The organism is Embleya sp. NPDC005971, from assembly GCF_040629175.1.
Lineage (GTDB): Bacteria > Actinomycetota > Actinomycetes > Streptomycetales > Streptomycetaceae > Embleya.
Map to the genome: position 1 here is coordinate 113,871 of NZ_JBEXUX010000017.1, position 20,652 is coordinate 134,522.

General features: G+C 70.4%; 23 protein-coding genes. 13 read left to right on the plus strand and 10 right to left on the minus strand.

Going from position 1 to position 20,652, the window contains the following annotated elements; all coding sequences use genetic code 11:
- Window positions 1–57: 57 nt before the first annotated feature.
- The gene (locus ABZ374_RS17560; RefSeq protein WP_360311839.1) at window positions 58–663 is read right to left on the minus strand and encodes a rhomboid family intramembrane serine protease; all 606 of its coding nucleotides are present in this window, start codon (window positions 661–663) and stop codon (window positions 58–60) included.
- A 53-nt stretch (window positions 664–716) separates the two neighbouring features.
- Here ABZ374_RS17560 and ABZ374_RS17565 point away from each other — a divergent pair, with 53 nt between their 5' ends.
- A complete protein-coding gene (locus ABZ374_RS17565) occupies window positions 717–1,379 on the plus strand; it encodes a UbiX family flavin prenyltransferase (RefSeq protein ID WP_360311841.1) in 663 nt (220 codons plus the stop codon).
- Window positions 1,380–1,570: 191 nt separating this feature from the next.
- Here the strand turns inward: ABZ374_RS17565 and ABZ374_RS17570 are convergent, their stop codons facing one another.
- On the minus strand, window positions 1,571–1,705 hold the full coding sequence (locus ABZ374_RS17570) for a hypothetical protein (RefSeq protein WP_020556503.1): 135 nt from the start codon (window positions 1,703–1,705) through the stop codon (window positions 1,571–1,573).
- A gap of 180 nt (window positions 1,706–1,885) precedes the next feature.
- On the opposite strand from ABZ374_RS17570, the gene ABZ374_RS17575 reads away from it, so the two are divergent.
- From ABZ374_RS17575 to ABZ374_RS17605, 7 genes are all read left to right on the plus strand, one after another.
- Window positions 1,886–2,344 carry an Lrp/AsnC family transcriptional regulator gene (locus ABZ374_RS17575; protein ID WP_026219445.1) on the plus strand — a complete coding sequence of 153 codons (459 nt, stop codon included), beginning with the start codon at window positions 1,886–1,888 and terminating at the stop codon, window positions 2,342–2,344.
- 81 nt (window positions 2,345–2,425) lie between these two features.
- The gene (locus ABZ374_RS17580) at window positions 2,426–3,385 is read left to right on the plus strand and encodes a threonine/serine dehydratase (protein WP_360311843.1); all 960 of its coding nucleotides are present in this window, start codon (window positions 2,426–2,428) and stop codon (window positions 3,383–3,385) included.
- An 80-nt stretch (window positions 3,386–3,465) separates the two neighbouring features.
- A complete protein-coding gene (mqnE, locus tag ABZ374_RS17585; protein ID WP_360311845.1) occupies window positions 3,466–4,629 on the plus strand; it encodes an aminofutalosine synthase MqnE in 1,164 nt (387 codons plus the stop codon).
- A 231-nt stretch (window positions 4,630–4,860) separates the two neighbouring features.
- Complete coding sequence (locus tag ABZ374_RS17590; protein ID WP_360311847.1) at window positions 4,861–5,142, plus strand: hypothetical protein; 282 nt, start codon at window positions 4,861–4,863, stop codon at window positions 5,140–5,142.
- Window positions 5,135–6,205 carry an SUKH-4 family immunity protein gene (locus ABZ374_RS17595; protein WP_360311849.1) on the plus strand — a complete coding sequence of 357 codons (1,071 nt, stop codon included), beginning with the start codon at window positions 5,135–5,137 and terminating at the stop codon, window positions 6,203–6,205. Before ABZ374_RS17590 ends, ABZ374_RS17595 begins: the two co-directional genes overlap by 8 nt.
- 119 nt (window positions 6,206–6,324) lie before the next feature.
- Window positions 6,325–6,633, plus strand: a complete 309-nt coding sequence (locus tag ABZ374_RS17600) for a DUF4229 domain-containing protein (RefSeq protein ID WP_360311851.1) — start codon at window positions 6,325–6,327, stop codon at window positions 6,631–6,633.
- A gap of 502 nt (window positions 6,634–7,135) precedes the next feature.
- Entirely contained in the window at window positions 7,136–8,467 is a 1,332-nt protein-coding gene (locus tag ABZ374_RS17605; protein WP_360311853.1) for a dicarboxylate/amino acid:cation symporter, read from the plus strand.
- Window positions 8,468–8,529: 62 nt separating this feature from the next.
- Here the strand turns inward: ABZ374_RS17605 and ABZ374_RS17610 are convergent, their stop codons facing one another.
- Window positions 8,530–9,540, minus strand: a complete 1,011-nt coding sequence (locus tag ABZ374_RS17610) for a YafY family protein (RefSeq protein WP_360311855.1) — start codon at window positions 9,538–9,540, stop codon at window positions 8,530–8,532.
- Window positions 9,541–9,614: 74 nt separating this feature from the next.
- Between ABZ374_RS17610 and ABZ374_RS17615 the strand changes: the two genes are divergently transcribed.
- From ABZ374_RS17615 to ABZ374_RS17625, 3 genes are all read left to right on the plus strand, one after another.
- Window positions 9,615–11,342 carry an MFS transporter gene (locus tag ABZ374_RS17615; protein WP_360311857.1) on the plus strand — a complete coding sequence of 576 codons (1,728 nt, stop codon included), beginning with the start codon at window positions 9,615–9,617 and terminating at the stop codon, window positions 11,340–11,342.
- 244 nt (window positions 11,343–11,586) lie between these two features.
- The gene (locus tag ABZ374_RS17620) at window positions 11,587–12,105 is read left to right on the plus strand and encodes a GNAT family N-acetyltransferase (protein ID WP_360311859.1); all 519 of its coding nucleotides are present in this window, start codon (window positions 11,587–11,589) and stop codon (window positions 12,103–12,105) included.
- 27 nt (window positions 12,106–12,132) lie between these two features.
- Window positions 12,133–12,636, plus strand: a complete 504-nt coding sequence (locus ABZ374_RS17625; RefSeq protein ID WP_360311861.1) for a DUF4186 domain-containing protein — start codon at window positions 12,133–12,135, stop codon at window positions 12,634–12,636.
- Window positions 12,637–12,667: 31 nt separating this feature from the next.
- On the opposite strand, the gene ABZ374_RS17630 is transcribed toward ABZ374_RS17625, so the two are convergent.
- The 4 genes from ABZ374_RS17630 to mca all read right to left on the minus strand — a co-directional run bounded on the left by ABZ374_RS17630 (window position 12,668) and on the right by mca (window position 15,661).
- A complete protein-coding gene (locus ABZ374_RS17630; protein ID WP_360311863.1) occupies window positions 12,668–13,666 on the minus strand; it encodes a fibronectin type III domain-containing protein in 999 nt (332 codons plus the stop codon).
- A 120-nt stretch (window positions 13,667–13,786) separates the two neighbouring features.
- Window positions 13,787–14,323 carry a hypothetical protein gene (locus tag ABZ374_RS17635; protein ID WP_360311865.1) on the minus strand — a complete coding sequence of 179 codons (537 nt, stop codon included), beginning with the start codon at window positions 14,321–14,323 and terminating at the stop codon, window positions 13,787–13,789.
- 127 nt (window positions 14,324–14,450) lie between these two features.
- On the minus strand, window positions 14,451–14,684 hold the full coding sequence (locus tag ABZ374_RS17640; protein ID WP_360311867.1) for a hypothetical protein: 234 nt from the start codon (window positions 14,682–14,684) through the stop codon (window positions 14,451–14,453).
- Between the two features lie 122 nt (window positions 14,685–14,806).
- Window positions 14,807–15,661, minus strand: a complete 855-nt coding sequence (gene mca / locus ABZ374_RS17645) for a mycothiol conjugate amidase Mca (RefSeq protein WP_360311926.1) — start codon at window positions 15,659–15,661, stop codon at window positions 14,807–14,809.
- Window positions 15,662–15,839: 178 nt separating this feature from the next.
- Between mca and ABZ374_RS17650 the strand changes: the two genes are divergently transcribed.
- Window positions 15,840–16,226, plus strand: a complete 387-nt coding sequence (locus tag ABZ374_RS17650; RefSeq protein WP_360311869.1) for a DUF4307 domain-containing protein — start codon at window positions 15,840–15,842, stop codon at window positions 16,224–16,226.
- A 273-nt stretch (window positions 16,227–16,499) separates the two neighbouring features.
- Window positions 16,500–16,997 (plus strand): transcription elongation factor GreA, encoded by a 498-nt coding sequence (gene greA, locus ABZ374_RS17655; RefSeq protein WP_360311871.1) that lies wholly within the window; start codon window positions 16,500–16,502, stop codon window positions 16,995–16,997.
- 76 nt (window positions 16,998–17,073) lie between these two features.
- Here the strand turns inward: greA and ABZ374_RS17660 are convergent, their stop codons facing one another.
- From ABZ374_RS17660 to ilvA, 3 genes are all read right to left on the minus strand, one after another.
- Window positions 17,074–17,907 (minus strand): ABC transporter permease, encoded by an 834-nt coding sequence (locus ABZ374_RS17660; protein WP_360311928.1) that lies wholly within the window; start codon window positions 17,905–17,907, stop codon window positions 17,074–17,076.
- A 130-nt stretch (window positions 17,908–18,037) separates the two neighbouring features.
- Entirely contained in the window at window positions 18,038–19,069 is a 1,032-nt protein-coding gene (locus tag ABZ374_RS17665) for an ATP-binding cassette domain-containing protein (RefSeq protein WP_360311873.1), read from the minus strand.
- A gap of 351 nt (window positions 19,070–19,420) precedes the next feature.
- Entirely contained in the window at window positions 19,421–20,644 is a 1,224-nt protein-coding gene (gene ilvA / locus ABZ374_RS17670; protein WP_360311875.1) for a threonine ammonia-lyase, read from the minus strand.
- Between the last annotated feature and the right edge of the window lie 8 nt (window positions 20,645–20,652).

Genomic DNA, 20,652 nt, shown 5'->3' on the forward strand with positions numbered 1-20,652 from the left:
TGGTGAGGAAGCCTGGTAAAGCGTCTACCGAAATGGTATGCAGTCGCGTCCACTGCATTACCCGATGGGCAGGTCGGCGGGCGAGAGCTGTGACACATCGCGTCGACGGCGGAAGGCGAGGGCCGCCACCACGCCGCCGATCAGCCCGAACAGGTGGCCCTGCCAGGACACTCCCTCCGCGAGCGGGGTGACCCCCATCGCGAACGAACTGCCGTAGAAGCCCAACACGCCGAAGCCGATCAGCACATCCAGCACCCGCCGATCGGCGAACCCCCGCACGATCAGGTAGCCGAACAACCCGAAGACCAGGATGCTCGCGCCCGCCGTGTTCGTGTTGTCCGGTGCGGTCAACCACACGCCGAGGCCGCCGATCACGGTGATCGTGAGCAGTACGGCGAGGAAGCGGGTGATCCCGCGCAGCGCGGCCAGGAAACCGAGCAACATCAGCGGGAAGGTGTTGGAGACGATGTGTCCGGTGCCGAAGTGCAGGAACGGCGCGCTGAGTACGTCCGGCAGTTCGTCCGCCCGCCGAGGGGTGACGCCGTGGGTGAGCAACGAGTCGTCGGTCGTGTAGTTGATCAGCTGCACGACCCAGATCGCGCCGACCAGAACTGCGGTGACCAGGGCCGCGTCGCGGACTCCCGACACGGATATGCGGGACATGCAGACCCCTCCCCTGCGGTTGGCAGTACCGCTACGAAGCCACAATAGGAGCCATGGACGAGGAGCGGGACAGTACGGGACGACGTCCGTGGACAGTCGGCGTATCGGGAGCCTCCGGTACGCCGTACGCCGCGGCGGTGCTGCGCGGGCTGCTCGACGCGGGCGAGCAGGTGGACCTGGTGGTCAGCCGGGCGGCCCGGTTGACCCTGCTCGACGAGACCGGCATCGCCTTCCGCGACGCGCACTGGCGCGCCGACCTCGCCGCGTGGACCGGGCTCGACGACGCGTTGCTGGACCGCGTCCGCTACTGGGCGGCCGGCGATCTGGGCGCGGGACCCGCGAGCGGGTCGTATCCGGCCAAGGGCATGGTCGTGGTGCCGGCCAGCACCGCCTCGGTCGCGGGAATCGCGATCGGCCTGTCCAAGGACCTGCTCCAGCGCGCCGCCGACGTCACCCTCAAGGAGCGTCGCCCGCTCGTCCTGGTGCCGCGCGAGACCCCGCTCACCGGCACCACGCTGCGCCACCTGGTCCGGCTCGACGACGCCGGCGCGGTGATCCTGCCGGCGTCCCCGGCCTTCTACGCGGGCGCCCAGGACGTGCAGCGCCTGGTCGACTTCGTCGCGGGCAAGGCGCTCGACGTACTCGGTGTCCCGCACACCCTCTACCGACGGTGGGACGGCGAACTGGGCGGCGCCCGACGCGAGGCGGCCGGGTGAGGCGCGGCCGAAGACCACCGGTCATCACCCTCGCCCGAAGAGACCGAACGCGAAGACGCCACACCCGGCGAGACCACACCCGGCGAGACCGAACTCGGCGAGACCGAACCCGAGGACACCGAACCCGGAGAGACCAAAAAGGCCCCCGTGGTGACGGGAGCCTTGGCGGTCTTGCCGGATCTGCCGGGCGATCAGCGCCCGGACTTGCGGCGGCCGACCAGACGCTTCACACGCTTGAGCGTGTTCGACGGTTGGGTGGCACGTGAGCGTTCCGCAATGGCATGCAGTTCCTGCATGTGTGCGCGGGCCATCTCCAGGGTGTACACGGTGTCGTCTCCCCACGAATCGTCATCGGAGGCTTGTAGCTCCCGATGCCTTTGATTCTAAGGGTTAGAATCAGAATCGTCCAATGAATTACAGGCTTGACCCGGGTTTGCACCTTCGCCATGTCGCAGACCCCTGAACGCCCCCCGCTGGACACCATCGATTACCTGGAGGAAACGGACATGGATGCCGTCGACCGCAAGCTGATCCAGGCGCTGCGCGGCAACGGACGGGCCTCGTACGCCGAGCTGGGCCGACTCGTCGGCCTGTCCGGCCCGAGCGTCACCGATCGCATCAACCGGCTCGAACAGGCCGGCGTGATCACCGGCTACCGGGCCTCCGTCGACCCGGTCTCGCTCGGTCTGGGGGTGACCGCGCTGATCGGGATCCAGCTCTCCGACGCGGCCGACCACGACGACGTCAGCCGCCGACTGCGCGACCTGGACGAGATCGAGGACTGCTGGTTCATCGCCGGCGACGACTCGTTCATGCTCAAGGTCCGGGTCTCGGACATGGAGGGGCTGGAGAACGTGGTCCGGCGCCTGTCCGGCACCCGCGGCGTGGCCCGCACCCGCACCACCGTGGTGCTCTCCACCAAATGGGAGTACCGCGCGGCCGAGCTGCCCGAACCGACGGAGTAGCCGCACGGTCGGCGTGCACGACGGTCCGCGAGCCCACCGCACCCCCTCGACGTGCCCGGATCCCCTCGTAGGGTGGCGGACATGACGAACCTGGTGACTCTCGAAGACCTTCGGGCCGCACGCGAACGCATCGCCGGCACGGCCGTACGCACCCCGCTGCTGCCGTCCCTGCACGGTGACGCGGACCGACCGCTGTGGCTCAAGCCGGAGAGCCTCCAGCCGATCGGCGCGTTCAAGATCCGCGGCGCGTACAACGCGATCGCGGCCTTGACCGACGCCGAGCGCTCGCGCGGGGTCGTCGCACACTCCAGCGGCAACCACGCGCAGGCCGTGGCCTACGCGGCCCGCCTGTTCGGTGCCCGAGCGGTGATCGTGATGCCGGACACCACACCGACCGTCAAGATCGAGGCCACCCGCGCGCTGGGCGCCGAGGTGGTCATCGTCACCCCGGACCGGCGCGACACCGCCGCCGGCGAGTTGGCCGCCGAGCACGGCTACGCGTTCGTACCGCCCTACGACGACGCGCGGATCATCGCCGGCCAGGGCACCACCGGCCTGGAGATCGTCGAGGACCTGCCCACCGCGGACACCGTGCTGGTCCCGGTCAGCGGCGGCGGCCTGATCTCCGGCATCGCCGCCGCGGTCAAGCTGACCAGCCCGGGCACCAAGGTGATCGGCGTCGAGCCGGAACTGGCCGCCGACGCGGTCGAGTCCTTCCGTACCGGCGTGCGCACCGCGTGGTCCACCGCCGACACCTACCGCACCATCGCCGACGGCCTGCGCACCACCTCGGTCGGCGTGCTGCCGTTCGCGCACATCCAGGCGTACGTGGACGACATCGTCACGGTGACCGAGGAGCAGATCCGCGAGGCGATGCGCTTCCTGGGTCGACGCGCCCGGCTGGTCGCCGAACCCGCCGGCGCGGTGGCCACCGCGGCCTACCTCTTCCGCAAGGACGCGCTGCCCGCCGGCCGCGAGCACGTCGCCGTGGTCAGCGGCGGCAACGTCGACCCGGCACTGTACGCCGAGGTGATGGCCTGAGCGGACGCCCGGCACACCGGGCGTAACCTCGTACGAGCCGTGCAGCGGCAAACGAGAAGATCTAGAGGGAGTGCCGACACATGGACGCGGGCCTGCGCAAGGAGATCGAGGACAAGGTTTTCGCCGGGGAGCGCCTCAGTCGTGAGGACGGCATCGCGCTCTACGCGAGCGACGACCTGGCGTGGCTCGGCTGGCTCGCGCACCACGTGCGGACGGTGAAGAACGGCGACAAGGTCCACTTCAACGTCAACCGCCACCTCAACATGACCAACGTGTGCAACGCGTCGTGTGCCTACTGCTCGTTCCAGCGCAAGCCGGGCGAAAAGGACGCGTACACGATGCGGATCGAGGAGGCCGTGCGGCTCGCGAAGGAGATGGAGCCGGACGGGATCACCGAACTGCACATCGTCAACGGCCTGCACCCCACCCTCCCGTGGCGCTACTACCCGAGGTCGCTCAGCGCGCTCAAGGAGGTGCTGCCGAACGTCGCGCTCAAGGCGTTCACCGCGACCGAGATCCACTGGTTCGAGAAGATCTCCGGCCTGTCCGCGTCGGACATCCTGGACGAACTGATGGACGCGGGCCTGGAGTCGCTCACCGGCGGCGGCGCGGAGATCTTCGACTGGGAGATCCGGCAGCACATCGTGGACCACGACACGCACTGGGAGGACTGGTCGCGGATCCACCGGCTCGCGCACTCCAAGGGCCTCAAGACCCCGTGCACGATGCTCTACGGCCACATCGAGGAGCCCCGGCACCGGGTCGACCACGTCATCCGGCTGCGCGAACTCCAGGACGAGACCGGCGGCTTCCAGGTCTTCATCCCGCTGCGCTACCAGCACGACTTCCACGACAGCAAGGACGGCATCGTCCGCAACCGGCTCCAGGCCCGGACCGAGATGGCCACCGGCGCCGAGGCGCTCAAGGTGTTCGCGGTCTCCCGGCTGATGTTCGACAACGTTCCGCACGTGAAGTGCTTCTGGGTCATGCACGGCCTGGCCACCGCGCAACTCGCGCTCAACCACGGCGCGGACGACCTGGACGGGTCGGTCGTGGAGTACAAGATCACCCACGACGCGGACGACTTCGGCACGCCGAACAAGATGACCCGCGACGACCTGCTGGAGCTGATCCGCGACGCCGGCTTCCGCCCGGTCGAGCGCAACACCCGCTACGAGACGCTGCGCGAGTACGAGGGCCCGGACCCGGCCCGGCGGGACGTGCCGCAGCCGATGAAGCTCTGATCTCGCACCGGCGACATCGGTAGGGCACGGGGGAGGGCGTGATGGGGGACACCGCGCGTGCGGCCGCCGCCCGATTCCTGCGGGAGGCGGGGACGGCGGGCGCATCGGCCCTGCTGCGGCTGTATCCGCTGTGGCCGGCGACCTGGACGAATACGAGGACGACGATCGTCCACCGCCGCCGGACGCGTGGTGCCAGGTGCGGATCGGCGCGTTGTCCGGGACATCGACCCGGTGCCGGCCGCGCGCGACGGCCGGGTCCGCGGTTGGTACCGCGACGTCGGCCCGGAGCCGTTCGCGGTCGGCACCGGTCCGTCCACCCTCGCCTTCGCGTCGTGGATGATCACCCGGGTCCGGGCCTACGACCGCGAGTTCGCGCTCACCCGCGACTACGACGGCCTGGCCGAGATCATGACCGCCGTGCCGGGCACCCTGGATCCGATCACGGTCGAGGGGCCCGCCCCCTACCGGCCGAACGTGTTCGACGATCAGCCCGGAGGGCTGCTGGATGGCTGACGCACTGCGTATCCCGCTCACCCGGACGGACGCCGAGGAGTGGTTCGCCGAGGTGATCCGGTACGACCTGCCCGAGGTCGGGCACGAGCCCACCCGGCGCTTCCTGGCCGAGGTCGGACTGCCGCGCGAGGCCGCGCTGATCCGGTTCGATCCGGGCGGCTTCCGGGACGGACTGATCGTGCTCGGCGCGTACGGCTCGCCGCGTACCTCGCCCCGGGCGGTGCTGCTCGACGGCACGACCGGTCGGGTCTTCGCCGAGGAGCGGTCGGCCCACGGCCGGGAGCCGATGTCGATGGATGTGTCCACCCTGGTGCGCAACGCCGGTCTGGTGGAGGCGATCCGGACCGGTCGCGGCCCGGTGCGCACCGGCGAGGACCTGATCGATCTGCTCGGCGAGACCGAACCCGAGCTGGATCCGCGGAACTCGTTCTGGCACACCTCCTTCGCACTGTGGCAACTGCGTCGGGCGGCGGTGCCGGGCGAGGGCCTGGCGGTGCGGATCACGCCCGAGATGCTCGACTTGGTGTACGAGAACGAGTTCTCCGGCTACGAGGAACAGCACCTGCCGGCCGCGATCGTGCACGAGCCGACCCGACGCTTCCTGCTCGACATCGGGCTGATCGACGCGTGGGCGTACCTGGACATGCGCAGCGACGACAAACCGCTGCCGACCCTGGCCGAGTTGATCGCCGAGCGCCGGGCGGACTGGGACGACGAACCGGAGCCGCCGCCGGACGCGGAGCACCTGGTCGTGCTCGGCTATGTCAGCGAGGACGGCGACCTGCTCGTGGACGGTCGTACCGGGGTGGTTCGGCGCTGGTACACCGGTGCCGACGAGCCGGGGATGGACACGCTCAACACCGATCTGTCCACGCTCGCCTTCACCATGTGGGTGATCGGGCGGATGCGCCGGCAGGGCGAACGCTTCGGGATCCGCATCCACGACGTGTGGGAGCCGATCGTGGTCGACCTGCTGTCCTCGGTCGATCCGCTCGCGTGGGCCGAGCCGGGCAGTTACTGGGAGAACATGATCCTGGACGGCGTCCACGGGCTCGGCCCGTGACGCGTGGCGGGGCCCGGCTCCGCGCTCCGAATCCGGGATGCTTGACTGGAGGGGACGGCCCGACTCGCGTCGACCGCCACCCGTACGTACCGCTCTGGCCAGGGGAACCGAAGGTGACCATGTCGAATCCCACGCTGCGTTACTCGCTCTACCGACTCGGCATCTTCGCCGCGCTGTTCGCCGTGGTCATGGTCGTGTTCGCGCTCTTCGACCTGGACCGCAGTGGGAACGTTTTCATCGCGATCGCCGTCGCGGCGGCCGGGTCGGCGGTGATCAGCTACAAGTTCCTGAACGCGGAGCGGGACGCGATGTCCGAGGCGCTGTACGAGCGGGTGCAGCGGGCGAAGCAGCGGATCGCCGAGGACAACCGCGCCGAGGACGAGGCGGTGGCCGCCCCGGTCACCCGGATCGCCAAGGAAGCCTCCTAGGCTGCCGAGTTCGCGAGCCTCCGAGCCTCCGGGCCCGGGATTTCGTGGGGTTTCGCCGCCTTGTCGAGGTCGGGGAAGCCGCTTAAGCGAGGTGTGGCCGGCGGTGTCCGTGGGTGTCCGGCGGTGTCCGTTCCGTAATTCTTTGCGTTTATCGGTTTAGTGTCGCTATCCTCACTCTCATGTTTGGTGCAGGCGACACGCAGTTGACGGACGCGGCGGTGGGTTTCCCGCTCGTGTCCCGTCGGCACGTCGACCTGGGCCGTTGCGCCACCGCGCTGTGTTGCGGCTGACTGCCGCCGTGCCCCCGTCGGGCTGACGCCTTCACGCTCGTCGCCCCCGACCGCCCGCACGCCGGCCTCCTGCGGCCGTTCTGCGCGAAGTCTCGGTGTAACGCTTCTTCGTAGTTCTTCCTGTGGGCACTTTCGTGCCAATTGATGCGCAGGTCCACGGCCGCTCCGTACCGCCACCCCCGTCCCCACGGTGCCCGTTCAGGAGCCCTGCCTTGTCTGCTGTGGATTCACTCAAGTCCCTGAAGAGAACCCCCTTCTCGGCTCAGATCGCCGCCGGCCTCGTGCTCGGTGTGGTCCTCGGCTTCATCGCCAAGGAGTACAGCGTCTCGTGGCTGACCGAGACGCTCGACCAGATCGGCACGATCTTCGTCCAGTTGCTCAAGCTGGCCGTACCGCCGCTGGTGTTCACCGCGATCCTGGTCAGCGTCGTCAACCTGCGGAACGTCAACAACGCCGCGCGGCTGGCCGCGCGCACGCTGCTGTGGTTCCTGATCACGTCGCTGATCGCGGTGGCGATCGGCCTCACCATCGGCCTGATCACCAACCCCGGCGACGGCTTCAAGCTGCCGGCCGACCCGGGCAAGGCGCCGAAGACCAACGGTGACTGGCTCGACTTCCTCACCGGCATCATCCCGACCAACATCGTCACCGCGTTCTCCGAGGTCAAGGTCCTGCAGATCGTCTTCCTGGCGGTCGTGCTCGGCTCCGCGATCCTGTCGGTCGGCGCCAAGGCGGAGCCGCTGGTCAAGGGCGCCGAACTGGTCCTGGAGATCGTCCAGAAGGCGCTGTGGTGGGTCATCAAGCTGTCCCCGCTGGGCACGCTGGGCCTGATCGGCACCTCGGTCGCCACCTACGGCTGGGACCTGATCAAGCCGCTGGGCACGTTCACCGCCGACATCTACATCGGTTGCGCGCTGGTGATGTTCGTGGTCTACCCGCTGCTGCTCGCGCTGGTCGGCAAGGTCAACCCGCTGAACTACTTCAAGGGCGCGTGGCCGGCCATCCAGCTCGCGTTCGTCTCGCGCTCCTCGGTCGGCACCATGCCGGTCACCCAGAAGGTCACCGAGCGCCTCGGCGTCCCGAAGGACTACGCCTCGTTCGCGGTGCCGTTCGGCGCCACCACGAAGATGGACGGTTGCGCCGCGGTCTACCCGGCGATCGCCGCGATCTTCGTGGCCGAGGTCTACGGCGTGAACCTGGGCATCAAGGAATACCTGCTGATCGCGTTCGTCTCGGTGATCGGCTCGGCGGCCACCGCCGGTCTCACCGGCGCGATCATCATGCTGACCCTCACGCTCAGCACGGTGAACCTGCCGCTGGCGGGCGTCGCGCTGCTGCTGGCGATCGACCCGATCCTGGACATGATGCGCACCGCCACCAACGTGGCCGGGCAGGTGGTCGTGCCGATCCTGGTCTCGGCGCGCGAGAAGACGCTGGACCTGGAGATGTACAACAACCCGCGTGACCTGGAAGCGCCCGACGAGCCGGCCGCGCCGCACGTCCCGCTCCAGAAGACGGCGGAGCGCGAACCGGTCTCGGTCTGACGCTCCCGCTCGACAGGCGCCCCCGATCCCCTCGTGCCGAAGGGGTCGGGGGCGCCGTCGCGTCAGGGCGCGGGGACGGCGGGCGCGGTCGCGTCGCCCGCCGGGTCGGGGTCGGCGCCCGGGGTCGCGCCCGTGTAGCGCCGGGCCAACCGGCGGATGTAGGCGACCAGTTCGGGCGGGTCCTCGACCTCGAAGTCGGCGTCCAACAGGCTGATGTAGACGGCCAGGTTCTCGATGCTGGACGCCCCGGTCTCGAACACGCAGGTGTCGTCGTCGACCACCGCGAACGAGCCGAAGGCCGGTGGCACCCGATCGGCCACCGAGGCGATCGGCGCACGCACCAGCACCCGGGCCCGGACCTGGCCGCGCGCGCTCTCCACGCCCTGGTTCACGAAGGCCGCCACGTCGCCGTCGGCGGGCAGTTCGCGCGGCGTGAAGCGGGGTCCGTGCGGCGGGCGCGGGGTGATCCGGTCCATCCGGAAGGTGCGCCAGTCCTCGCGCTTCATGTCCCACGCGACCAGGTACCAGCGGCCCATCCGGTGCACGAGCCGATAGGGCTCGACCACCCGCGAGGTCTCCTTGCCGTCGTGCGAGCTGTAGCCGAAGCGCAGTTGCTCGTGGTCGCGGCAGGAGCCGGCCAGTACGGTCATCACGTCCATGTCCACGGCCGGACCGGTCTGGCGAACCGGGACGGTGTACTTCTGCAGTGCCTTGACCCGGCGGTGCAGCCGGGACGGGAGCACCTGGTCGAGCTTGGTGAGCGCGCGCAACATCGCCTCGTCCATCCCGTCCACGACGCTGCCCGCGGCGATCCGCAGGCCGACCACGACGCTGACCGCCTCCTCGTCGTCCAGCAGCAGCGGCGGCAGCGCCTTGCCGGCGCCGAGCCGGTAGCCGCCGACCACGCCGCGCCGCGCGTGCACCGGATAGCCCAGGCCGCGCAACCGCTCGATGTCGTAGCGGACCGTGCGCCCGCTCACGCCGAGGCGTTCGGCCAGTTCCGGGCCGGTCCAGTCGGGCCGCGTCTGCATGAGCGAGAGCATGCGCAGAAGTCGCGCCGAGGTTTCCAACATGAACCGCAGTCTGCCGGCTCCGGCCGACCGAAACAGGAACGAATCCTGCCTCTTTCGGATTTAGCCTCGGAGACGTGGAAAACAGCGGCGAGAAGACCCTCGCAACCCCGATCTCCCCGTCCTCCGTAGGCCCCAGGCAGCGCTGGCTCGGACTTCTGGCGGTGCTGGCCGCCACCTTGATGAACCTGCTCGACTCCAGCGTGGTGGGCGTCGCGGCGCCCGCGATCCGGGCGGATCTGGGCGGGGGATACGCCAGTATCCAGTGGATCGCGGCCGGTTATACGCTCGCGCTCGCGGTGGGGCTGCTCACCGGCGCGCGGCTCGGCGACATGTACGGCCGCAAGTTCATGCTGATGGTCGGCGTGGTCGGCTTCGTGGTGCTCTCGGTGGCCTGCGCGCTCGCCTGGTCGCCGGAGACGCTGATCATCGCGAGGGTGCTCCAGGGCCTGCTGGGCGCGCTGATGATTCCGCAGACCTTCGGCTTGCTCCGGGACCTGTTCCCGCCGGCCGAGATCGGCAAGGCGTTCGCGGTGTTCGGTCCGGCGATCGGGCTGTCCACGGTGCTCGGGCCGATCGTGGCGGGTGTGCTGGTGGACGGCGACCTGTTCGGCACCGGGTGGCGGATGATCTTCCTGATCAACATCCCGCTGGGCGCCTTCGCGCTGCTGATCGGCCGGCGCACGCTGCCGAAGGTGGCGCCGAGCGAGGCGGGCGGGCGGCTCGACGTGGGCGGCATGCTGATCGCCGGGGTCGGTACCTTCATGCTCGTGCACCCGCTCGTGCAGGGTCGCGAACTGGGCTGGCCGACCTGGTCGTTGATCGAGTGCGCGGTGTCGCTGCCGGTGCTCGGCGCGTTCGCGGTCCACCAGTTGCGGCGCGAGGCGGCCGGTCGGGTGCCGCTGATCAGGCTGGGTGTCTTCCGTCGGCGGTCGTACGCGTCGGGCGTCGGGTTCGTGATGGTGTTCTTCGGCGCGATCGTCGGGATCTCGATGGCGATCGGCCTGTTCCTCCAGCTCGGCCTGGGCTACACCCCGACCCGGGCGAGCCTGACGATGGGCGCGTGGGCGCTCGGCGCGTTCGTCGGCTCGGGCTTCAGCGGGGTGACGATGGGCAAGCTGGGGCGGCGCATCCTGCACATCGGGCTGGCCGTGATGGCGGCGGGCATCACCTGGATGTACCTGGTCTTCGACCACGCCGGGGTGGACGTGGGCACCGGCGACCTGCTGCCCGCGCTCGGGCTGTTCGGGCTCGGCATGGGGATGATCTTCGTCCCGGTCTTCGACATCATCATGGGCGAGGTCGAGGACCACGAGGTCGGTTCGGCGTCCGGGGCGCTCGAATCCCTCCAGCAGCTCGGTGCCTCGCTGGGCATCGCGGTCCTGGGCACGGTGTTCTTCGGCGTGATCGGCGCCCAGGCCACCCACAACTTCGACGACGAGGCGGCGCCGAGGCTGCGCACGGAGCTGACCGCGGCGGGTGTCCCGGTGAGCACGCAGGACGCGATCGTGGCCGGGCTCCGGGCGTGCGTGGACGACCGGGAGAACGCCACCGACCCGGACCGGCTCCCGGCGAGCTGCACCACCGTCCCGGTCACCCCCGCCTCCGCCGAGGCGGTCGCGAAGGCGGGCGCCGACACCCACGTCCGCTCCTCGGTCGACGCGGTCGAGCGCACGACGCTGCTGGCCCTGGGCCTGACGGCGGTCGCCTTCGCCCTGGGCTTCCTCCTCCCCAAGCGAGCCCGGGAAAACCAAGCCCTCGTCCCGGACCCGTCCCCCACCCACCACGAGCCGGCCCTGGTCTGACCGCGGCCCCACCCCCGATCGGCGCGGCGCCCCTCCCCGGGGCCCGCGCCGATCGCCGTTTCGACCCGGACTCGGCCCGCCGACGGCGACCGTCGCCGGGTGCGCGCGGTGCCGCGCTTCCTCGAACGCGGCCGAGCGCGGCTCCACATGCGGGGTCACCGCACGCCCGCTTCCCGAACCACCGTGTTCCGGGGTTGTCCGGGGCTCGTTCGGACACCGGGCGAAGGCGCGCGAGAATGGTTGTATGACAACGCCCGTCCGGCTTTCCGCGATCGATCTCGTCACGTACACCCCCGGTCTGGCCGCGTTGCTCGTGGACGCGGTCGAGGACGGGGCCGGGGTCGGGTTCCTCGCGCCGCTGCCGATCGACGCGGCCGCCGAGTGGTGGGCGGCCCAGGGGACCGAGATACGCAGCAATCGCACCGCGGTCTGGGTGACCGCGGACCACGAGGGTGTCACCGGGACCATCCAGCTCCGATTCGCCGGCATGCCGGACAGTCGGCATCGCGCCTCGGTGTTCGGACTGCTGGTCCACCGGCGCGCCCGAGGCAACGGGATAGCCCGCGAACTGCTGTCCACCGCAGAGCAGTTCGCCGCCGCGGCGGGCCGCAGCCTGCTCACCCTGGACGCCCGGACCGGCAGCGACGCGGAGCGGTTGTACAAGAGCGCCGGCTGGGTCGAGTCGGGCGCCATCCCCGCCTATGCCGCGGACCCGTCGGGCGTGCTGCGTACCAGCACGCTCTTCCACAAGTACCTGGGCTGAGCCGGACGGGTTACCGTTGGAGGCGATATGACAACCAAGACCTCCAAGGGCGCCAGGCCCGAGCCGCTCGACGCCCGCCTGGACGCGATCGGCAAGCTGCCCTCCCGCGCCAAGTTCCACCTGCCCGGCCGGGAGCGTACGGTCGCCGTGACGTTGGGCGAATCGGGTGTGCGCTGGTACGCGTACGACTTGGTCGCGCGTCGCCTGGGCCCCGCGAAGCCCAGCAAGGAAGGCCGGCAGACCCCGTACCGCGGGCACCCGGTGTTCGTCGCCCAGCACGCCACCGGCACCTGCTGCCGGGGCTGCCTCGAAGAACTGCACGCCATCCCCAAGGGCCGGCCGCTGGACAAGGCCGAGCTCAACTACGTCGTCAACGTCATCTGCCTGTGGCTGACCCGCGAGATCGGCCCGGTCGCCAAGCCGAGCGGTCGCGCGGCCCGCGCCCCGCGCTCGGCGATGCCGACCATCCCGGAGAACCCGACGGGCTCCACCAGGTCCACCCGCGCGACCCGCGCGGCGCGCTCGCGCTGACCATCGTCCGGGCCGCTCCCGAGGCTCGTCCTCAGGAGCCGCCCGGCCCGCTCGGTGCGGGTGCCGCCGGAGCCGGGCCGCCCGAGGGCGGGTCCGTCAGGGGCAGGTCGGCGGAGAAGGCACCCCACTTCCCGTCGGGCAACTGGCCGCGGATCTTGAGCACATGCCCGGCCACCGGCCGGTCGCCCAGCGGAAGGCTGTACCGCGCCGTCCCGGGCGGCGGGGCCACGCCCCACATCACCGTGGTCAGAAACTTCCCGTCCAGGTAGACCTCGTAGCTCGCGACCGTCCCGTCGACGTCCGGCGGTGTCCAACTCAGGTCGACGTAGGTGCCGTCCTCCGCGCTCCGGGGCACCGCCCGCAGCCCCGTCGGCGCGGTGTCGCGACCGTCCCCGGCGCCCTGCTCGGTGACCACGGTCACCGCGTTGCTCTCCGGCGACTTGTTGTCCGCCGCGTCCCGGGCGGTGACGGTGAAGCGGTACTCGGTGCCCGGTTGCAGGCCGCTGACCACCGCCGTGGTCAGGCCCCCGGCGACGCTGTGCACCCGCACGCCGGCCTGCCAGATGTCGTAAGCGCTCACCCCCACGTCGTCCGTGGCGGCCTCCCACGCCAGCGTCGCGCCGGCGGACCCGCGGGCCTGCCCGCGCACGTCGCGCGGCGCGGTCGGCGGCACCCGCTCGCCCTGGGCCACGGACAGCGTGGTGGCCGGCACCGCCGCACTGGCCGGTGACACGTTCCCGGCCCGGTCCCGCGCCCGCACGGAGAACGAATACGCGGTCCCCGGGGTCAGCCCGCCGACGTCGACCATGTGCCGTCCGCCCTTCACGTCCAGCACCTTCGCGTCCCCGCGATACACCTCGAAGACCGCGACGTCCGGATCGGCGCGCCACATCACGTGCACCGTCACCGAACTCGACGCGAGCGCGCTGACCTCACCGGGCACCGCCGGCGCCGAGGTGTCCTTCCCGTCCCCGGAACAGCCCACCGCCCCCAGCGCAACGGCCAACCCGGCCAAGCCGATCCATGCCATTCGTCGCGCCACGATGCCTCTCTCCAACGAGAGCAAATTGGTCTAGACATATATGACACAGCATCCGCCCCACGAACAAGAGACGAAGCATCGCGCTTCTCGATCATTCGGTCTTCGGGGCTACTTGCTCAGCGTGTTGGCTCCCACGATGAACAGTCCGAGCAGCATGTCCACGCCGCCGACCCGGCAGGCCGCGGCCCAGCTCCGGCCGGCCACCCGGGCCGCCGACAGGCCCCAGCCGAACAGGGTCGCCGTGTTCAGGAGCAGCACCACCTCGATCGCGGCCTCCTCGCCCCACCACCCCGCCCGCGCGCCGAGCAGCGCGGCCACCGTCGGCAGTACCGCGGCCACCAGCGGCCACTCGGTCAGCACGGACCGCGCGGTGCTCGCGGCGACCGCCGTCGGGTCCGCGGTGCGGTGCGCGATGGCATGCGCGTAGCCGTGCGCCGCGGCCGACGCCAGCGCCGCGAGCAGCACCCACAACGCGTCGTAGCCGGGGTTGGGCACCCCGCTGTCCTGCGTCAGGGCGGCGGCCATCGCACTGGCCAGCACCGTCCCGTACACGCCGCCGAACAACAGTCGCTGCACGGGCTCGGCCCGCCGGCCGGGCGCGCCCGATGCACCGGAGCCGCCGAAGCGCCTGGAGCCGCCGAACAAGATCCCACCTCCCGAAGACCCACAAATCATGTCATTTCGGAAGGCGAGGCAGGGTGCCGGGGCGACTCGACCCGTCGGATTCGGGTGGCGGAGCACTCCGGAGTGCGCCCGCGGCCCCCTCGCCCGGTCAGGCGCCGGGGGTGTCCTCGTCGCCCTTGGCCGCTTCCCGCGCGGCGAGGGACGGGCGGGGGGTGTCGGCCGGCCAGTTGCTCTGGTTGACGTTCACCCGCTTGAGCTGCTTGTTCATCGACTTGAGCAGGAGCCAGGTGGCGACCGCGATCGCGGCGACCACCACGAACCCGAGCAGGCCGGGCGTGACCTTGCTCTCCTCGACCGCGAGCTGGAGCGCGAGCGGTGTCATGACGAACTACCTCCTGGATGGGAACCCCTGGTGAACAAGAGTGACATCCGATCGGCAGGACGTATGCACCGAGGGCCCGGAGAGAAGTTCTCCGGGCCCTCGTTCGGACGATTTCCCGACCGTCAGTGCCGCACGCCGACCCGGACGCCCGCGAACAGGTCGTCCTCGGGCAGGTCGGTGTCCACCAGCGAGCGGACCAGTTCGTAGTCCTCGGTCGGCCACACCTCGCGCTGCACCGAGATCGGCACCCGGAACCAGAAGCCGTCCGGGTCCACCTGGGTGGCGTGCGCGATGAGCGCCCGGTCGCGGGTCTCGAACCAGTCGGCGCACGGGATGCGGGTGGTGATGTCCCGCTCGTCGCGGTCGCCCCACCGCTCCAGCCACTCGCCGTACGGCGACTCCAGGCCGCGGCTGAGCATGCCCTCGTGCAGCGCCTCGATCCGGGCCCGGGAGATGCCCTGGTTGTAGTACAGCTTCAGCGGTTGCCACGGCTCGCCGGAGTCCGGGTACGCGTCCGGGTCGCCGGCGGCGTCGAAGGCCACCATGGTGATCTTGTGCGTCTGGATGTGATCGGGGTGCGGATAGCCGCCGTTCTCGTCGTACGTGGTGACCACATGCGGACGGAACTCACGGATCAACCGGACCAGCGGCTCCGCCGCCTTGTCCACGTCCAGCACCGCGAAGCAGCCGTCCGGCAGCGGCGGCAGCGGGTCGCCCTCGGGCAACCCCGAGTCCTCCCAGCCCAGCCACGCCTGCTGCACGCCCAGGATCGCGCGTGCCGCGTCCATCTCTTTGCGGCGTACCTCGTGAATATTGGCCTCGATCTCCGGGTTGCCCTGGAGAGCGGGGTTGAGCACCGAGCCGCGTTCGCCGCCGGTACAGGTCGCGACGAGGACCTCGGCCCCCTCGGCGACATAGCGCGCCATGGTGGCCGCGCCCTTGCTCGACTCGTCGTCGGGGTGCGCGTGCACCGCCATCAGCCTCAGCCGATCGTCACTCACCGGAACGTCGCTCCTCATCCGTGCCCCGTGTCCCAGCCGCCGGGTCGTACCGCCGGGACCTGTCGAGGGCCGCTCTTGCACCGGACATATAGTGGCCGATAGATCTCGCTCGGGCGCAAACCCGAACCCGTCCCGCAGGAGACCAGGAGACCCGGTGAGCGCAACGCCCGTCACCCGTTACGGCAAGGGCGCCACCCGAAGCGATCGCAAGCTGCGGATCGCCTTCGCGGTTTTCATGGTCGTGCTGGTGGCCGGGACGGTGTGGATCGGCCTCGATGTGGCGAACCCCGGCGTGCGCGGGTCTATTCCGAGCTTCAGGGTCACCTCGGATTCCTCGGTCGAGGTCCGGGTGGAGATCCGCAAGGACGCCGACAAGGAAGCCGTCTGCGTACTGCGCTCGCGCGATCGGGACGGCGCCGAGGTGGGCCGCCGCGAACTGCGCTTCGCCAAGGGCGACAAGCGCATCGAGCGCACCGAGACGCTCCAGACGGCGGGCCGGCCCAACACCGCCGAGCTGGAGGATTGTCACACCGTCGGCTGATCGGCCGGCCGGGTGCCGGGCAGGGGCCGGCCGCCCGAGCCGCCGGATGCCGCCCGAGTCCGGGTGACTGCCCGAGACGTCGGGAGATTGTTACTCTCGAAGCTTCGTCCCCTCACGACCCGAGGTGTTCACACCGCGGACGGTGAGGGGGCGCTGGTATATGTGACCCCTCCCGTGCCGCCCGGGCTCGTCCCGAGGGCCGGTCGGGTCGCGTGTACCTCTTTCGTACGCACCGTGTACGCAACCCTGTCGCAGACCTACGAGGAGCACCCCGTGACCCAGACCAGCGAAAGCGTCACCTGGCTCACCCAGGAGGCGTACGACCGGCTGAAGGCCGAGCTGGAACACCTGTCGGGTCCCGCCCGTTCCGAAATCGCCGTGAAGATCGAAGAGGCCCGCCAGGAAGGCGACCTCAAGGAGAACGCGGGCTACCACGCGGCCAAGGAGGAGCAGGGCAAGCAGGAGCTGCGGATCCGCCAGCTCATCGGCCTGCTCCAGAACGCCAAGGTGGGCGAGGCCCCCGCGGACGACGGCGTGGTCGAGCCCGGCATGGTCGTCACCGTGATCTTCAACGGCGACCGGGACGACCCCACCACCTTCCTGCTCGGCTCGCGCGAGGACGCCGTGAGCGACGTGGACGTCTACTCGCCGCAGTCCCCGCTGGGCAAGGCGATCAACGGCAAGTCGGTCGGCCACCAGGCCACCTTCGCGTTGCCGAACGGCAAGAGCACCAGTGTCGAGGTCCTGGCGGCCAAGCCCTACAAGGGCTGAGCAACGACCCGAAGCGGCCCGCGCTCCCGGTATTCGGGAGCCGGGCCGCTTGCGTTCTCCCGGGCGAGGCCCGTGCTCAGCCGGTCGCCCGGAGGTACTTGCGGACCGCGAGCGCTCGGAAGAGCACGATGATCAGGGCCGACCAGAGCAGCGAGGCCCAGACCGGGTGCTGCATCGGCCAGGCGTCGGACTGCACGACGCCCGGGTTGCCGAACAACACCCGCGCGGCCTGAACGGTCGCGCTGAACGGGTTCCACTCGGCGATGTGCCGCACCCAGGGCGTCATCTGGCTGGAGTCCACGAAGGCGTTCGAGATGAACGTGACCGGGAACAGCCAGATGATCCCGCCCGAGGTCGCCGCCTCCGGGGTTCGTACGGACAGCCCGATCAGCGCGCCGATCCAGGTGAAGGCGTAGCCCAGGAGCAGCAGCAGGCCGAAGCCGGCCAGCACCCGCCCGGCGGTGGTCGGATCGGCCGATCCGGTGCGCCAGCCCACGATCAGCGCGACGACCGCGAGAACGAGCATCGTGATGGCGGTCTGGACGAGATCGGCCACCGTGCGGCCGGTCAACACGGCACCGCGCGCCATCGGCAGCGAGCGGAACCGGTCGATCAGCCCCTTCTGCATGTCGTCCGCGATGCCGGCGGCCGATCCCGCGGTGGCGAACGTGACGGTCTGTGCGAAGATGCCCGCCATCAGGAAGTCTTTGTAGACGTCGGCGTCGGTACTGCCACCGACGTTCATCGAACCGCCGAAGACGTACGTGAACAGCACCACGAACATCACCGGCTGGATGACGCCGAAGAGGATCATCTCCGGAATCCGGGTCATCCGAATCAGATTCCGGCGGGCGATGACCAGGGAATCGTGGATGGAGCGCGCCACATCGCCGCGGGCGGCGGGCGCCAATGTCTTCGACGCGAGGGTTGTCGTCTCGGTGCTCACCGGCCCTCGACCTCCAGTCCGGTCGGGTTTCGCGGCGCGGCCGCGGGGGTTTGGGTCGGCAGGGCCGTCCCGGCCGTTACTGCCATCGCTGCCATCACTGCTTCACCGCCTTGGCACGGCCACGCTGCGGGCCGTCCTCGCTCGGGTGCTCGTCGTCCTCGTTGCCGGTGCCGGTGTTGCCCTCACCCTCTGTGGCATGGCCGGTCAGCGAGATGAACACGTCGTCCAGGGTGGGCCGGCGCAGCCCGATGTCGTCTATCTCGATGCCACGCGCGTCGAGTTCGCGGATGATCTCGGCGAGCAGCTTGGCGCCGCCGGTGACCGGGACGGTGATCCGCCGCTGGAGCTTGACCACGCCCAACTCGCCCTTGCCGAACGAGGTCAGCATCTCGCTCGCGTCGGCGAGGCGCTCCGGATCGTGCACGACCACCTCGACCCGCTCGCCGCCGACCTTGGCCTTGAGCTGGTCGGCGGTGCCGCGGGCGATCACCTTGCCGTGGTCGACCACCGCGATGTCGTGCGCGAGGTGGTCGGCCTCCTCCAGGTATTGCGTGGTCAGCAGCAACGTGGTGCCGCCCGCGACCAGTTCCTCGATCACCCGCCACAACGCCATGCGGTTGCGCGGGTCGAGCCCGGTGGTCGGCTCGTCCATGAACATCACCGGCGGGCTGACCACGAGCGCCGCGGCCAGGTCGAGCCGGCGGCGCATGCCGCCCGAATAGGTCTTGGCGGGTCGGTCCCCCGCCTCGGACAGGTCGAACTGGGTGAGCAGTTCGTCGGCCCGACGCTTGGCGTCTCGACCGCTGAGCTGGTACAGCTCGCCGACCATCCGCAGGTTCTCCCGGCCGGTCAGATACTCGTCGACGGCGGCGAACTGGCCGGACAGGCCGATCGAGCGGCGGACCGCGTTGGGGTTCTTGAGCACGTCGTGACCGGCCACCACGGCTCGCCCGGAATCGGGTTCGAGCAAGGTGGTCAGCACACGTACGCATGTCGTCTTGCCTGCGCCGTTCGGTCCGAGCAGGCCCAGGACGGTGCCCGTGGGCACACTCACGTCCACGCCGTCGAGCGCTCGGACCGAGCCGAAGGTCTTGACGAGACCTTCGGCGACGATCGCTTCCTGCATATCGGTGGATCACTCCTCGTGCGGATGGGGCATGGGGGCGGGCCGATCGATTCAGATCTCCACCATGCGCCCAACGCACCGAGCATGCGACCGTTTTTCTCCGGAAGCGTAACTCTGCGTATCCGGTCGACGGCGCTTCCGTGATCGCCCGCTCGTGCGTCGACGACCCCGACTGCCTCTCGGCCGCGTCCTCCGTGGACGGACATGGCTTGGCTTGCCAGCCAAGCACACGGCACCGACAACGCGACGACGACCCCGAACGGCCGACCCGGCGATGCTCTCCTGCGGGCGCGGATCGGCACCGGCCCCGGCGGCTCGACTCCCGTCGACGGCTCGGCGCTCGCCGACGGTTCAGCTCTTGCTGACCGTGTACCCCGCGCCGTACAGCGCCTCGACCACGGCCGCGCAGTGGCTGCGGCCCTTGGTCTCCAACTGCAGGTCCACGTCCGCCTCGCCGACCCGCAACGTCGCGTCGGTACGCACGTGCGACACCGCCGCGATGTTGGCGTCGGTCTCCGCCAACCGGCCCAGCAGGGTGGCCAACGCGCCGGGGCTGTCCGGAATGCGCACTCGCAGCGACAGGTAGCGCCCGGCCGAGGCCAGGCCGTGCCGGAGCACCCGCAACATCAGCAGCGGGTCCACGTTGCCGCCGGACAACACCGCCACCACCGGGCCCTCGACCGGCTCGTCGGACTCCAGCAGCGCCGCCACCGACGCGGCGCCGGCGGGCTCGACCACCAGCTTGGCCCGCTCCATGCACAGCAGCAGGGCCTGCGACAGGGATTCCTCGCCCACCGTGCGGATGCCGTCCGTGTGCTCGCGGATCAGCGCGAACGGGACCTCGCCGGGGCGGCCGACCGCGATGCCGTCGGCCATCGTGCCGAACGACGGCAGCGACACCGGTGCGCCGGCGGCGAGCGAGGGCGGGTACGCGGCGGCCGACGCCGCCTGGACGCCGATCACCTTGACGTCGGGGCGAAGTGCCTTGACCGCGACGGCGATTCCGGCCAACAGGCCGCCGCCGCCGGTGCCCACCAGGATGGTCTTGACGTCGGGGCACTGCTCCAGGATCTCCAGGCCGACGGTGCCCTGACCGGCCACCACGTCGCGGTGGTCGAAGGGGTGGATGAACACCGCCCCGGTCTCGTCCGCGTACGCGCGCGCGGCGGCGAGCGCGTGCTCGACGTTGTCGCCGCCCAGGATCACCTCGGCGCCGTACGAGCGGGTCGCGGCCACCTTGGGCAGCGGCGCGCCGGCCGGCATGAACACGGTGGACGCGACGCCCAGGGTGCGGGCCGCGAGCGCGACGCCCTGGGCGTGGTTGCCGGCGCTGGCCGCGACCACGCCGCGGGCGCGCTCGGCCTCGGACAGACCCGCGATCCGCACGTACGCGCCGCGAATCTTGAAGGACCCGGTGCGTTGCAGGTTCTCGCACTTGAGGTGGACCGGCGTGCCGATTCGGTCGGTCAGCGCCCGACACGGCCTGATCGGGGTCTCGCGAATGACGCTCTCCAGCATCTTTCGCGCGATGCGGATGTCGTGGAGGGTCACCGTGGCCGGGGCTGGGCTGCTCATACGCCGAG

Excerpts from the sequence above, each read along its gene's own strand:
- ABZ374_RS17560 (WP_360311839.1), bottom strand. The coding sequence starts at position 663 with ATGTCCCGCATATCCGTGTCGGGAGTCCGCGACGCGGCCCTGGTCACC.
- ABZ374_RS17565 (WP_360311841.1), top strand. The coding sequence starts at position 717 with ATGGACGAGGAGCGGGACAGTACGGGACGACGTCCGTGGACAGTCGGC.
- ABZ374_RS17575 (WP_026219445.1), top strand. The coding sequence starts at position 1,886 with ATGGATGCCGTCGACCGCAAGCTGATCCAGGCGCTGCGCGGCAACGGA.
- ABZ374_RS17580 (WP_360311843.1), top strand. The coding sequence starts at position 2,426 with ATGACGAACCTGGTGACTCTCGAAGACCTTCGGGCCGCACGCGAACGC.
- mqnE (WP_360311845.1), top strand. The coding sequence starts at position 3,466 with ATGGACGCGGGCCTGCGCAAGGAGATCGAGGACAAGGTTTTCGCCGGG.
- ABZ374_RS17595 (WP_360311849.1), top strand. The coding sequence starts at position 5,135 with ATGGCTGACGCACTGCGTATCCCGCTCACCCGGACGGACGCCGAGGAG.
- ABZ374_RS17600 (WP_360311851.1), top strand. The coding sequence starts at position 6,325 with ATGTCGAATCCCACGCTGCGTTACTCGCTCTACCGACTCGGCATCTTC.
- ABZ374_RS17610 (WP_360311855.1), bottom strand. The coding sequence starts at position 9,540 with ATGTTGGAAACCTCGGCGCGACTTCTGCGCATGCTCTCGCTCATGCAG.
- ABZ374_RS17620 (WP_360311859.1), top strand. The coding sequence starts at position 11,587 with ATGACAACGCCCGTCCGGCTTTCCGCGATCGATCTCGTCACGTACACC.
- ABZ374_RS17625 (WP_360311861.1), top strand. The coding sequence starts at position 12,133 with ATGACAACCAAGACCTCCAAGGGCGCCAGGCCCGAGCCGCTCGACGCC.
- ABZ374_RS17630 (WP_360311863.1), bottom strand. The coding sequence starts at position 13,666 with ATGGCATGGATCGGCTTGGCCGGGTTGGCCGTTGCGCTGGGGGCGGTG.
- ABZ374_RS17640 (WP_360311867.1), bottom strand. The coding sequence starts at position 14,684 with ATGACACCGCTCGCGCTCCAGCTCGCGGTCGAGGAGAGCAAGGTCACG.
- mca (WP_360311926.1), bottom strand. The coding sequence starts at position 15,661 with ATGGCGGTGCACGCGCACCCCGACGACGAGTCGAGCAAGGGCGCGGCC.
- ABZ374_RS17665 (WP_360311873.1), bottom strand. The coding sequence starts at position 19,069 with ATGCAGGAAGCGATCGTCGCCGAAGGTCTCGTCAAGACCTTCGGCTCG.
- ilvA (WP_360311875.1), bottom strand. The coding sequence starts at position 20,644 with ATGAGCAGCCCAGCCCCGGCCACGGTGACCCTCCACGACATCCGCATC.